General features: G+C 63.2%; 15 protein-coding genes. 11 read left to right on the top strand and 4 right to left on the bottom strand.

Going from position 1 to position 12,310, the window contains the following annotated elements; all coding sequences use genetic code 11:
- Nucleotides 1–158 precede the first annotated feature (158 nt).
- The 4 genes from KHA73_RS06735 (at nt 159) to modC (ending at nt 3,002) form a co-directional block, all read left to right on the top strand.
- Nucleotides 159–311: an AcrZ family multidrug efflux pump-associated protein gene (locus KHA73_RS06735; protein ID WP_234589845.1), complete on the top strand. Its 153-nt coding sequence runs from the start codon at nt 159–161 to the stop codon at nt 309–311.
- 163 nt (nt 312–474) lie between these two features.
- A complete protein-coding gene (modA, locus tag KHA73_RS06740) occupies nt 475–1,248 on the top strand; it encodes a molybdate ABC transporter substrate-binding protein (RefSeq protein ID WP_234589846.1) in 774 nt (257 codons plus the stop codon).
- Nucleotides 1,245–1,934, top strand: a complete 690-nt coding sequence (modB, locus tag KHA73_RS06745) for a molybdate ABC transporter permease subunit (RefSeq protein WP_234589847.1) — start codon at nt 1,245–1,247, stop codon at nt 1,932–1,934. The genes modA and modB overlap by 4 nt, the downstream gene beginning before the upstream one ends.
- Entirely contained in the window at nt 1,935–3,002 is a 1,068-nt protein-coding gene (modC, locus tag KHA73_RS06750) for a molybdenum ABC transporter ATP-binding protein ModC (RefSeq protein ID WP_234589848.1), read from the top strand.
- Nucleotides 3,003–3,033: 31 nt separating this feature from the next.
- Here the strand turns inward: modC and KHA73_RS06755 are convergent, their stop codons facing one another.
- Nucleotides 3,034–3,858, bottom strand: coding sequence for a pyridoxal phosphatase (locus tag KHA73_RS06755; RefSeq protein ID WP_234589849.1), 825 nt, complete (start codon nt 3,856–3,858; stop codon nt 3,034–3,036).
- A 178-nt stretch (nt 3,859–4,036) separates the two neighbouring features.
- Here KHA73_RS06755 and pgl point away from each other — a divergent pair, with 178 nt between their 5' ends.
- Entirely contained in the window at nt 4,037–5,032 is a 996-nt protein-coding gene (gene pgl / locus KHA73_RS06760; protein WP_234589850.1) for a 6-phosphogluconolactonase, read from the top strand.
- A 64-nt stretch (nt 5,033–5,096) separates the two neighbouring features.
- Here pgl and KHA73_RS06765 read toward each other — a convergent pair whose 3' ends face one another.
- Both KHA73_RS06765 and dmeF read right to left on the bottom strand, forming a co-directional pair.
- Nucleotides 5,097–5,579, bottom strand: a complete 483-nt coding sequence (locus KHA73_RS06765) for a kinase inhibitor (RefSeq protein WP_234589851.1) — start codon at nt 5,577–5,579, stop codon at nt 5,097–5,099.
- Between the two features lie 33 nt (nt 5,580–5,612).
- Nucleotides 5,613–6,578 (bottom strand): CDF family Co(II)/Ni(II) efflux transporter DmeF, encoded by a 966-nt coding sequence (gene dmeF, locus KHA73_RS06770; RefSeq protein WP_234589853.1) that lies wholly within the window; start codon nt 6,576–6,578, stop codon nt 5,613–5,615.
- 78 nt (nt 6,579–6,656) lie between these two features.
- Between dmeF and KHA73_RS06775 the strand changes: the two genes are divergently transcribed.
- Nucleotides 6,657–6,932, top strand: a complete 276-nt coding sequence (locus tag KHA73_RS06775) for a metal/formaldehyde-sensitive transcriptional repressor (RefSeq protein WP_234589855.1) — start codon at nt 6,657–6,659, stop codon at nt 6,930–6,932.
- Nucleotides 6,933–6,934: 2 nt separating this feature from the next.
- A complete protein-coding gene (locus KHA73_RS06780) occupies nt 6,935–7,336 on the top strand; it encodes a YkvA family protein (protein WP_234589856.1) in 402 nt (133 codons plus the stop codon).
- A gap of 3 nt (nt 7,337–7,339) precedes the next feature.
- On the opposite strand, the gene bioA is transcribed toward KHA73_RS06780, so the two are convergent.
- Nucleotides 7,340–8,614 (bottom strand): adenosylmethionine--8-amino-7-oxononanoate transaminase, encoded by a 1,275-nt coding sequence (gene bioA / locus KHA73_RS06785; RefSeq protein ID WP_234589858.1) that lies wholly within the window; start codon nt 8,612–8,614, stop codon nt 7,340–7,342.
- Between the two features lie 88 nt (nt 8,615–8,702).
- On the opposite strand from bioA, the gene bioB reads away from it, so the two are divergent.
- From bioB to bioD, 4 genes are read left to right on the top strand one after another with little or no spacing between them, the layout of a single operon-like run.
- Nucleotides 8,703–9,740: a biotin synthase BioB gene (gene bioB, locus KHA73_RS06790; RefSeq protein ID WP_234591197.1), complete on the top strand. Its 1,038-nt coding sequence runs from the start codon at nt 8,703–8,705 to the stop codon at nt 9,738–9,740.
- Nucleotides 9,740–10,891: an 8-amino-7-oxononanoate synthase gene (bioF, locus tag KHA73_RS06795; protein ID WP_234589860.1), complete on the top strand. Its 1,152-nt coding sequence runs from the start codon at nt 9,740–9,742 to the stop codon at nt 10,889–10,891. The genes bioB and bioF overlap by 1 nt, the downstream gene beginning before the upstream one ends.
- Nucleotides 10,875–11,642 (top strand): malonyl-ACP O-methyltransferase BioC, encoded by a 768-nt coding sequence (bioC, locus tag KHA73_RS06800; protein ID WP_234589862.1) that lies wholly within the window; start codon nt 10,875–10,877, stop codon nt 11,640–11,642. Before bioF ends, bioC begins: the two co-directional genes overlap by 17 nt.
- Complete coding sequence (gene bioD, locus KHA73_RS06805) at nt 11,635–12,309, top strand: dethiobiotin synthase (protein ID WP_234589864.1); 675 nt, start codon at nt 11,635–11,637, stop codon at nt 12,307–12,309. The genes bioC and bioD overlap by 8 nt, the downstream gene beginning before the upstream one ends.
- Nucleotide 12,310: the final 1 nt, after the last annotated feature.

Here is a 12,310-nt window from a genome sequence, read left to right on the forward strand (position 1 = left end):
GTCGCCGATCTGGCGATAAAGCGCCAAATGGCACGTTTGGCCGGTTACAAATTTTGCACGCTGTTTAAAATAACCCCGGTTTTGCAGGTTTTTGGGGTAGAATACCCTTTACGCAGCGGCGCGCATTGTCGCTCAATGAGCAGTTAAGCGAGGCTATCATGCTGGAATTATTGAAAAGTATGCTGTTTGCCGTGGTCATGGTGCCGGTGGTTATGGCGATCATTCTCGGCTTGATCTACGGTTTGGCAGAGGTGTTCAACGTCTTCTCCAAAGTGGGCCGTTCGAAAGAAAACCGCCCTCAACAGCACTAAGCGTTTCCCATCCCAATGCCCGCCGGCGCCGCTCGGCGGGTGTTTCTCAAGTTCTCTCCCGCCTTGCCGATAAACCGCATGACAAGCTTCCGCGTCACGTTATATTATTTTTTATATAACGAAGAGTGATAATGCACGTTAACTTGCGGAGACAATGAAAATTATGAAACAGCAATGGACCAAATGGGTTGGCGGTATTCTGTTGGCATCCGGCATGGTGATGCAGGCATCGGCGGCGGAAAAAGTCACCGTGTTCGCTGCGGCGTCTTTGACCAACGCGCTGCAGGACATCGCCACCCAATACCAAAAGGGCAAAGACGTGCAGATCGTCTCTTCCTTCGCGTCATCCTCGACGCTGGCGCGCCAGATTGAGCAGGGCGCGCCGGCCGATCTGTTTATCTCCGCCGATCAGCAATGGATGGATTACGCCATCGACAAACAGCAAATGGTGAAAGACACCCGTTACACCTTGCTGGGCAATGAGCTGGTGCTGATTGCGGCGAAGGACGCCAAACTGGACAAAGTGGCCCTCGGCAAGCAGACCGACTGGGCCAAACTGCTGAATGACGGTCGCCTGGCGGTGGGCGACCCGGATCACGTGCCGGCCGGCATTTACGCCAAGGAAGCGCTGCAGAACCTCGGCGCCTGGAGCGCGCTGGAGCCCAAGCTGGCCCGCGCCAACAACGTGCGCAGCGCCATGGCGCTGGTGGAGCGCGGTGAAGCGCCGCTGGGCATTGTCTATGGCTCCGACGCCGTCGCCAGCGACAAGGTGAAAGTGGTGGGCATCTTCCCGGAAGACAGCCATAAACCGGTTGAATATCCGATGGCGATTGTGAAAGATCACCAGACCCCGGCGGTCGGCGCTTTCTATACTTATCTGCAGAGCCCGGAAGCGGCCGCTATTTTCGAACATTATGGATTCACCCCGCGTAAATGATTCTGAGTGAGTACGAGTGGCAGGCGGTAGAGCTGAGCCTGAAAGTTTCCGGCCTGGCGGTGATCTGCAGCCTGCCGTTTGGCATTCTGATGGCCTGGATCCTGGTGCGCTGCCGCTTCCCCGGCAAAGCGCTGCTGGACGGCGTTATTCACCTGCCGCTGGTGTTGCCGCCGGTGGTGGTCGGCTATTTGTTGCTGATCGCTCTGGGGCGGCGCGGCGTGATAGGCGAGTGGCTGTATGACTGGTTCGGTTTCAGCTTCAGTTTCAGCTGGCGCGGCGCGGCGCTGGCCTCTGCGGTGGTGGCGTTTCCGCTGATGGTGCGCGCCATCCGGTTGGCGCTGGAGGCGGTGGACACCCGGCTGGAACAGGCGGCGCGCACGCTGGGCGCCAACCCGTGGCGGGTGTTTTTCACCATTACGCTGCCGCTGTCGTTGCCCGGGGTGATCGTCGGCGTGGTGCTGGCCTTCGCCCGCTCGCTGGGCGAGTTTGGCGCCACCATTACCTTCGTTTCCAACATTCCCGGCGAGACTCGCACCATTCCGCTGGCGATGTACACCCTGATTGAAACCCCGGGCGCGGAGGCCGCCGCTGCGCGCCTGTGCGCGATCGCCATCGTGCTGTCGCTGGCCTCATTGATGGTTTCCGAATGGCTGGCCCGCTGGGGCCGCAAACGGATGGGGGGGTAAATGCTGGAGCTGGATTTCTCGCAGCGGTTGGGCGGCCTCAATCTGCAGGTGTGCGCCGATCTGCCGGCGCAGGGCATCACCGCCATCTTCGGGCTGTCGGGGGCGGGCAAAACGTCGCTCATCAACGCGATCGGCGGCTTGACCCGGCTGCAGCAGGGGCGGATTGCGCTCAACGGCCGCACGCTGGCGGATACCGCTACCGGCGTCTGCTTACCGCCGGAAAAACGCCGCATCGGCTACGTGTTTCAGGATGCGCGCCTGTTCCCGCATTATCGGGTGCGCGGCAACCTGCAGTACGGTATGGCGGCCGGCATGCGCGCGCAGTTCAACGACATCGTCGAACTGTTGGGCATCGGGCCGCTGCTGAATCGGCTGCCGCTGACGCTGTCCGGCGGCGAAAAGCAGCGGGTGGCTATCGGCCGCGCGCTGTTGACCGCACCGGAACTGTTGCTGATGGACGAACCCTTGGCCTCGCTGGATCTGCCGCGCAAGCGCGAGCTGTTGCCCTATCTGGAGCGGCTGGCGCAGGACGTCAATATCCCCATTCTTTACGTCAGCCACAGCATGGACGAGATCCTGCGCTTGGCTGAGCAGGTGATGGTGCTGGATAACGGGCAGGTGCGGGCCTTCGGCGGGCTGGAGGAGGTATGGGCCAGCAGCGCATTGCGCCCGTGGCTGCAGCGTGAGGATCAGAGCAGCGTGCTGCGCGTCAGCGTAATCGAACATCACCGGCGCTACGCCATGACCGCACTGGCGCTTGGCGATCAGCGCCTGTGGGTGAGCGGCATCGAGGCCGAGCTGGGCACCCAGCTGCGCATCCGCATCAACGCCGCCGATGTGTCATTGGTGTTGCAGCCGCCGGTGAACAGCAGCATTCGCAACGTATTGCCGGCCAGGGTCAGCGAATGCCTGGAGGTAGACGGCCAGGTGGAAGTGAAGCTGGCGGTAAGCGAGCACGTGCTGTGGGCGCGCATTACCCCCTGGGCGCGCGACGAACTGGCGATCCGCCCCGGCCAGTGGCTGTACGCGCAGGTGAAAAGCGTCTCCATCAGCCGCGAAGCGCGCTGAAAATCGGCCCCCGGTATCGGGGGCCGAATTATTACTGCCCCAACACCCGGGCACGGATCACTTCGGCGATACCCGGCTGCAGGTGATCGGCGATGATCAGATCGGCGCGCGCTTTGATGGCGTCGTCGGCGTTGCCCATCGCCACCCCCAGGCCTGCGGCTTCCAGCATGCTGAGATCGTTGTAGTTATCCCCGAACGCCACCACCTGATCCATGCTCAGGCCCTGGGATTCCACCCACTGCCGCAGGCGCTTGCCTTTGCTGTTGCCGCCTTTGGCGATATCCACCTGATCGTGCCACGACCATTCGCAGGCCAGCCCCAGCTCTTTTTCCACCGTTTCGGCAAAGCTGCGCAGGGCGGGCAGATCGGCGTGCGAGGTGGCGAATTTCCAGATGGATTGCGCCTCATCGGCCGCCTGCGCCAGGCTGTTGACCTGCAGCAGTGTAGGGCGTTGCGCCTCCGGCAGCGTCTCGGCCCAGGCCAGCGAGCGGGTGACGTGGCCGCTCGGCTCCTGATACAGCATGGCGTCGTCAACGTACATCAGGCCGTGGATGCCGCTTTGCTTCAGCATCTGCAGCACCAGTTTGGCCTGTTCTTTCGGCAGCGGATCGGCGGCCAGCACTTTTTGCTGCCGGAAGTCATACAGATAGGTGCCGTTGCAGCAGATGGCCGGGGTATCTATCTGCAACGCCTGGTAGAACGGGTGAATGGCGACATGGTGGCGACCGGTGACCACCACCACCTTGACGCCGGCGGCGCGCGCTTGCGCCAGTGCCTCCAGCGACTGCGGCAAGATGCGTTTTTGGTTGTCCAGCAGGGTGCCGTCCAGATCGAGGGCGATGACGCGGTAGTTCATAGGGATCTCATTATTGTTAGCAAGAAAACTAACCTGATGGTACACCGGATGTGCGGTGGATAAAACTGCGCAGATTTCAGGTGAAACACGGGGTTGTCATGTTATGGATGTGAGGTAAGCTAGGGGAAACCGAAAAACCTGAAACCGGTTTCTCTTTTACCCTATGCAAGGAGAATACATGAAGCAAATCGTTTATGTCGCCAGCCCGGAGAGCCAGCAGATCCACGTATGGCAGTTGGACGACGCCGGCGCGTTGGCGCTGCTGCAGACCGTTGAAGTGCCGGGCCAGGTGCAGCCGATGACTATTCATCCGGATAAAACCCATCTGTACGTCGGCGTGCGCCCGGCGTTCGGCGTGGTCAGCTACCGCATCGAAGCGGACGGCACGCTGCAGCAGGCCGGCATGGCGCCGCTGCCGGGCAGCCCGACCCATATCTCTACCGATTTGCAGGGGCGCTACCTGTTCTCCGCTTCTTACAGCGGCAACTGCGCCAGCGTCAGCCCAATCGGCCATGACGGCGTGGTGGTGGCGCCGACGCAGCAGATCGACGGCCTGACCGCGCCTCACTCGGCCAATATCGACCCGACCAATCAGCTGCTGCTGGTGCCTTGCCTGAAAGAGGATCGCATCCGCCTGTTCGATCTGAGCCTGGACGGCCGACTGACGCCGCACGCGCAGGAAGCGGTGGACACCGCCGCCGGCGCCGGCCCGCGCCACATGGCGTTCCATCACAATGACCAATACGCTTACTGCGTGAACGAGCTGGACGGCACGGTAGACGTGCTGGCCATCTCGGAAAACGGCAAAAAGTACCGTCTGGCGCAAACGCTGGACATCATGCCGGCAGACTTCGACGGCACCCGCTGGGCGGCGGATATCCACATCACGCCTGACGGCCGCTTCCTGTACACCAGCGATCGCACCGCCAGCATTCTGACCATCTTCAGCGTTTCGCAAGACGGCGGCACCCTGACGCTGGTGGGTTACCACCCGACCGAAACCCAGCCGCGCGGCTTCAATATCGACCACAGCGGCCGCTTTGTGATTTCGTCCGGGCAGAAGTCCGATCACATTGCGGTGCACGAAATTGACCAAAGCAGCGGCAAGCTGACCACGCTGGCGCGTTATCCGGTAGGCAAGGGCCCGATGTGGGTGAGCGTGCTGGCGAAGTAATTCGGCGGGCAGAGTGGAAAAGCGCGGTTCGGTTGAGCCGCGCTTTTTTATGGGCGGAGATCAATCAGTTGAACATCACCGTCAGCGTGGCGCTGCCGAGGCTGTGGAAATGCACGTTAAAGCCCACCAGCGCGCCGCTGGCGCCTTCGTCTACCTCGATGCTTTCCACGTCCAGCGCATGCACGGTGAACTGGTAGCGGTGGCTTTCGCCCTGCGGCGGCGCGGCGCCGCCGTAGCCCGCGGAACCGAAATCGGTGCGGGTTTGCAGCGCCCCGGCCGGCAGCGGCGCTTTGCCGGAGCCTGCGCCCTGCGCCAGTTCGCGCACCTGGGCCGGTATGTTGGCCACCACCCAGTGCCACCAGCCGGAGCCGGTCGGGGCATCGGGATCGTACACGGCGATCACGAAGCTTTTGGTGCCTTCCGGTACGCCATCCCAGGCCAGGTGCGGCGACAGGTTGTCGCCATGATATCCCATGCCGTTAAACACCTGGCGTTCCGGCATTTTTGCGCCGTCCTGCAGGTCGTTGCTGTACAAACGAAAAGCCATAGTGACTCCCAGTTGTCGGTAAAAATTGAACCCCTAAGCTAGATCGTTTCGGCGGAACAATACAACCCCCTGCGCCAGCGGCGGGCGGTTGATCTCGACCGTGACGTGCACCAGTTCATGATGAACGGCCAGCAGCTGGCGTACCCGGTCGGCGGTGAGGGTGCGGTCGGCGCTGCTTAGCGCGATCACGCAGTGATATTTGCCTTTTCCAATACGTCCCAGATGCAGATCCGTGAGGTTCAGCGCATGGCCCGACTCTGCCAACGCCCGGCGGATTTCATCGGCCACCGGCGCGTCCATTTCGGCATCCAGTAGGATCTTGCCGCTGTCACGCATCAGGCTGTAGGCCCAGGTGGCGACCATCACCGCACCGACGATACCCATCAGCGGATCCAGCCAGCTGGCCCCCCAGAGTTTGCCGCTGAACAGCGCGACGATCGCCAATACCGAAGTGGCGGCATCGGCGATGACGTGGACGTAGGCGGAGCGCAGGTTCAGATCATGGTGATGAACGTCATGGCCATGATGGTGCCCATGATGGTGGCCGCCGCGCAGCAGCCAGGCGCACAGCAGATTGACGCCCAGCCCGGCGAGCCCGATGACGATAGCCTGGTTATAGTGGATGGGGCTGGGGTTCAGCAGCCGCTCCGCTGACTGGAATAGCATCAGCGCGGCCACCAGCACCAGCAACACCGCGCTGGTGTAACCTGCCAGCACTTCGATTTTCCAGGTGCCGAGGCTAAAACGGCGATCTTTCGCCAGGCGCCGCGCGGCCCCGTAGGCCATCACCGACAGTCCGAGTGCCAACGCATGCGAACTCATGTGCCAGCCATCGGCCAGCAGCGCCATTGAATTGAACAGCCAGCCGCCGGCGATTTCGATTGCCATCATGCCGGCGGTGAGCATGACCGCCCATCTGGTATTCCTTTCGGCCAATGGGTTACCATCGTCGAATACGTGGCTGTGTTCGCGGCGCATGGGGGCAGCGTGCGTCGTCATGGTCAGGATCCTCAGCGAAGTGAATAATGCCAAATTATACTATACCCCAGTATAGTAAATAACAATGAGAAGGCCGTTATGAGTCATACCATTAAAGATCAGAAGAAATTGCTGGCACGCGTACGCCGCATTAAAGGCCAGGCCGAGGCGCTGGAGCGCGCGCTGGAGAACGGCGGCGAATGTTCTGGTATTCTGCAGCAGATCGCGGCGGTACGGGGCGCGGTAAACGGTTTGATGGCGCAGGTGCTGGAAGGGCACGTGCGTGAGCATCTCGCGGCGCAGGACGCTACCCCGCAACAGCGCGAGCAGGACATCGAACAACTGATGACAGTCTTACGTTCTTATATGAAGTAACCATGATTTCATTGAAAAAACGCACGCCGTGGTTCGGCTGGCTGCGCCGCTGGGCCAAGGGCATCAAACGCGATATCTATGCGCTGTGGCTGGCCGCCCGCGACCGGCGCACGCCCTGGTACGCCAAATTGATCGCGCTGCTGGTGGCCGGCTATGCGGTGTCGCCGATCGATCTGATCCCGGATTTCATCCCGGTGTTGGGCTACCTGGACGACGTGGTCATCGTGCCGCTGGGCATTATGCTGGCGGTGCGTCTGATCCCCAAACCGCTCATGGCCGAACTGCGCGAAAAGGCGCAAAAGCGCATCGACAATCCCACCGGCCGCATGGCGGCGGTGATGATCATTGTGCTGTGGATACTCTGCCTGGTGTTGCTGGCCCGCTATCTGGACCAGCACTGGTAAGGATCACTGCACCGCGGCGGCCACCGCGCCGGTCAGGCGGCCGAGCTGCTCCGGGGTAATAATGTAGGGCGGCATCAGATAAATCAGCTTGCCGAACGGCCGGATCCACACGCCGCGTTCAACGAACCCGCGCTGCAGCTGCGCCACGTCCACCGGCTCGCGCATTTCCACCACGCCAATCGCCCCGAGCACCCGCACGTCCGCCACCTTGGGCAGCGCCGCCAATGGCAACAGCTGCTGTTTCAGCTGGCTCTCGATGGCGCTCACCTGCGACTGCCAGCGGTTTTCCGCCAGCAGCGCCAGGCTGGCCTCGGCCACCGCGCAGGCCAACGGGTTGCCCATAAAGGTCGGCCCGTGCATAAAGCAGCCGGCTGCGCCGTTGCTGATGATGTCCGCCACGTGGCGGGTGGTCAGGGTGGCGGACAGCGTCATGTAGCCGCCGGTCAGCGCCTTGCCCAGGCAGAGAATGTCCGGCACCACCCCGGCGTGTTCGCAGGCGAACAGCTTGCCGGTGCGGCCGAAGCCGGTGGCAATCTCATCGGCGATCAACAAGACCTGATAACGGTCGCACAGTTCGCGCACCCGCTTGAGGTAAGTCGGGTGATAAATGCGCATGCCGCCGGCGCCTTGCACTACCGGCTCGAGGATCACCGCCGCCACTTCGCCGGCGTGCTGTTCCAGCAACGCGGCGAACGGCGCGATGTCATTTTCGTCCCATTCGTCGTCGAAGCGGCACTGCGGCGCGGTAGCGAACAGGTGCGGCGCCAGGTAGCCCTGATACAGGCTGTGCATCGAGTTGTCCGGATCGCACACCGACATGGCGCCGAAGGTGTCGCCGTGATAGCCGTGGCGCAGGGTCAGAATGCGTTGCCGCCGTTCACCGCGCGCCTGCCAGTACTGCAGCGCCATCTTCAATGACACTTCCACCGCCACCGAGCCGGAATCCGCCAGGAACACGCACTGCAGCGCCTCCGGCGTCATCGCCACCAGCCTGCGGCACAGCGCGATGGCGGCGGGGTGAGTTATGCCGCCGAACATCACGTGCGACATTTTTTCCAGCTGCCGCGTGGCGGCCTGGTTCAGCTGCGGGTGGTTGTAGCCGTGGATCGCCGCCCACCAGGAGGACATGCCGTCCACCAGCAGCCGGCCGTCGGCCAACTGCAGCTCAACCCCGGCGGCCGATTCGATCGGGTAGCAGGGCAGCGGGCGGCTCATGGAGGTGTAAGGGTGCCAGATATGGCGCTGGTCGAACGCCAGGTCATCGGGGGTGATAGACATGCTTGTAAACCAATTCGATATCAGAATGGTTGACAGTATATCCACAATATTTAAACTGGCGACACTTTTTCGTTTTGGAGACGCCATGATGGCCGATCGCATTCACTGGACAGTGGGTCTTGCCCAGACCCTGTTTGATAAACCCCTGCTTGAGCTGCTGTTCGAAGCGCAAACCGTACACCGCCGGCACTTCGACCCGCGCCAGGTGCAGGTCAGCACGCTGCTGTCGATCAAGACCGGCGCCTGCCCGGAAGACTGCAAATACTGCCCGCAAAGTTCGCGTTATAAAACCGGCCTGGAGTCGGAGCGCCTGATGCAGGTGGAACAGGTGCTGGACTCTGCCCGCAAGGCCAAGGCGGCCGGTTCGACCCGCTTCTGCATGGGGGCGGCGTGGAAGAACCCGCACGAGCGCGACATGCCTTATCTGCAGCAGATGGTGCAGGGGGTGAAGGCGATGGGCATGGAAACCTGCATGACGCTGGGCACGCTTGACGGCACCCAGGCCGAGCTGCTGGCGGAGGCCGGGCTGGATTATTACAACCACAACCTCGACACCTCGCCGGAATTCTACGGCAACATCATCACCACCCGCAGCTACCAGGAGCGCCTGGATACGCTGGACAAGGTGCGCGGCGCCGGCATTAAAGTCTGTTCCGGCGGCATCGTCGGGTTGGGCGAAACGGTGCGCGACCGCGCCGGGCTGCTGGTTCAGTTGGCCAACCTGCCTAAGCCGCCGGAGAGCGTGCCGATCAACATGCTGGTGAAGGTCAAAGGCACTCCGCTGGCGGATAACGAAGACGTCGACCCGTTCGATTTTATCCGCACCATCGCGGTGGCGCGCATCATGATGCCGGCCTCTTACGTGCGCCTCTCCGCCGGCCGCGAACAAATGAACGAGCAGACCCAGGCGATGTGCTTTATGGCCGGCGCCAACTCTATCTTCTACGGCTGCAAATTGCTGACCACGCCGAACCCGGAAGAGGACAAGGATCTGCAGCTGTTCCGCAAGCTGGGGCTGAACCCGCAGCAGAGCGAAACCGAGCACGGCGACAATCAGCAGCAGCAGGTGCTGGCTGAGCAACTGCTGCGCGCCGATACCGCCGAGTTTTACAACGCGGCGCTGTGATGAGCTGGCAACTGCGTATTGAACAGGCGCTGGAAGAGCGGCGGCAGAGCGCGGCTTACCGTCGTCGGCAGGTGAATGAAGGCGGCAACGGCCGCCACATTCAGTTGGGCGACGAGCGCTATCTGAATTTTTCCGGCAACGACTATCTGGGGTTGAGCCAGGATGCGCAGGTGATCGCCGCCTGGCAGCAGGGCGCGCAGCGGTATGGCGTCGGCAGTGGCGGATCCGGCCACGTTACCGGCTTTAGTGCGGCGCATCAGGCGCTGGAGCAACGGCTGGCGGCGTGGCTCGGTTACCCGCGCGCGCTGCTGTTCATTTCCGGCTATGCCGCCAATCAGGCGCTGCTGGCGGCCCTGATGCAGGCGGACGATCGCATTTTGGCCGATCGTCTCAGCCACGCCTCATTTTTGGAGGCGGCCGCTCAGTCGCCGGCCCAGCTGCGGCGTTTTCGCCACAATCAGCCGCAGGCGCTGGCGAGCCTGTTGGCCAAGCCTTGTGCGGGGCAGCGGCTGGCGGTGACCGAAGGGGTGTTCAGCATGGACGGCGACAGCGCGCCGTTGGCGGAGCTGCATCGCCTGACCCGCGCGGCGGGGGCCTGGCTGATGGTTGACGATGCGCACGGCATTGGCGTGCGCGGCGAGCAGGGGCGCGGCAGCTGCTGGCAGCAGGGCGTGCGGCCCGAGCTGCTGGTGGCGACCTTCGGTAAGGCGTTTGGCGTCAGCGGCGCGGCGGTACTGTGCGACGAACCGACCGCCGAATACCTGCTGCAGTTCGCCCGCCATTTGATTTACAGCACCGCGATGCCGCCGGCGCAGGCCTGCGCATTGCAGGCGGCGCTGCTGCGCATTCAGCAGGGCGATGAACTGCGTGCCCGGCTGCAGGACAATATTCGCCGCTTTCGCCAAGGGGCGGCGCAGCTGTCGCTGGCGCTGACGGCGTCCGACACCGCCATTCAGCCGCTGCTGGTGGGGGATAACCTGCGCACGCTCGATCTTGCGCAGCGCTTGCGCGAACGGGGCCTGTGGGTAAGCGCTATTCGCCCGCCAACGGTGCCGCCGGGCGGCGCCCGTCTGCGCATTACCCTGACGGCGGCGCATCAGCCGCAGGATATCGATCGCCTGCTGGAGGCTCTGCATGACGTCAGTCTTTGAACCGGTGAACAAACAGGCGGTGGCCTCGGCCTTCAGCCGGGCGGCGAACGGCTACGACGCGGCGGCGGCGCTGCAGCGTGATGTTGGTGAGCGCTTGCTGGGGCTCGGCCGGGAACACCCGGGCGAGCAACTGCTGGACGCCGGCTGCGGCACCGGCTATTTCAGCCGCCGCTGGCGCGAGTTGGGCAAGCAGGTTACCGCGCTGGATCTGGCGCCGGGCATGTTGGCGTTCGCTCGTCAGCAGCAGGCGGCGGACCATTACCTGCTGGGGGATATCGAGCAGGTGCCGCTGCCTGCGGCGGCGATGGACATCTGTTTCAGCAGCCTGGTGGTGCAGTGGTGCAGTTCCCTGCCCGCTGCGCTGGCGGAGCTGTATCGGGTAACGCGCCCGGGCGGCGTGATTTTGTTCTCCACGCTGGCGCAGGGTTCGCTGCATGAGCTGGGCGATGCCTGGCAACAGGTGGACGGCGAGCGCCACGTGAATGATTTTCTGCCGCCGGCGGCCGTCAGCGCCGCCTGCGCCGGTTACCGGCACCGCCTCGAGGCGGAGTGGCGAACGCTGAGCTACCCGGACGTGATGACGTTAATGCGCTCGCTGAAGGGGATCGGCGCCACCCATCTGCATCAGGGGCGCGAAGGCGGGCTGATGTCGCGCCGGCGGCTGGCTGCGCTGCAGGCGGCCTATCCGCGCCGGCAGGGGCAGTTTCCGCTCAGCTATCATCTGGTTTATGGAGTGATTTATCGTGATTAAACGTTGGTTTGTGACCGGCACCGACACTGAAGTGGGGAAAACCGTGGCCAGCAGCGCGCTGCTGCAGGCGGCCAACCTGGCCGGTTACCGCAGCGCCGGCTACAAACCGGTAGCCTCCGGCAGCGAGATGACCGCCGAGGGATTGCGCAACGGCGACGCGCTGGCGCTGCAGGCCAACAGCGGGGTGGCGCTGCGCTACGACGAAGTGAATCCTTACGTTTTTGCCGAACCGACCTCGCCGCACATCGTCAGCGCCGATCGGGGCATCCCCATCGAACCGGCGCGGCTTTCCGCCGGTTTACGCCGGTTGGAACAGCGGGCGGACTGGCTGTTGGTTGAGGGCGCCGGCGGGTGGTTCACGCCGCTGTCGGAGCAGTACAGCTTCGCCGACTGGGTGCAGCAGGAACAGCTGCCGGTGATCCTGGTGGTGGGCGTCAAGCTGGGCTGCATCAACCATGCGTTGCTGACCGCGCTGGCGATCCAGCAGGCGGGCCTGCCGCTGGCGGGCTGGATCGCCAACGACGTCACCGCGCCGGGCAAGCGGCATGCGGAATATCTGGCTACGCTGCGCCGCCTGCTGCCGGCGCCGCTACTGGGCGAGATCCCGCATTTGCCGGAGGCGGAACGCCAGCCGCTGGGGCGGTATCTGGATCTCAGCCTGCTGTAAC

The sequence above is a fragment of the Serratia entomophila genome (genome assembly GCF_021462285.1).
Lineage (GTDB): Bacteria > Pseudomonadota > Gammaproteobacteria > Enterobacterales > Enterobacteriaceae > Serratia > Serratia entomophila.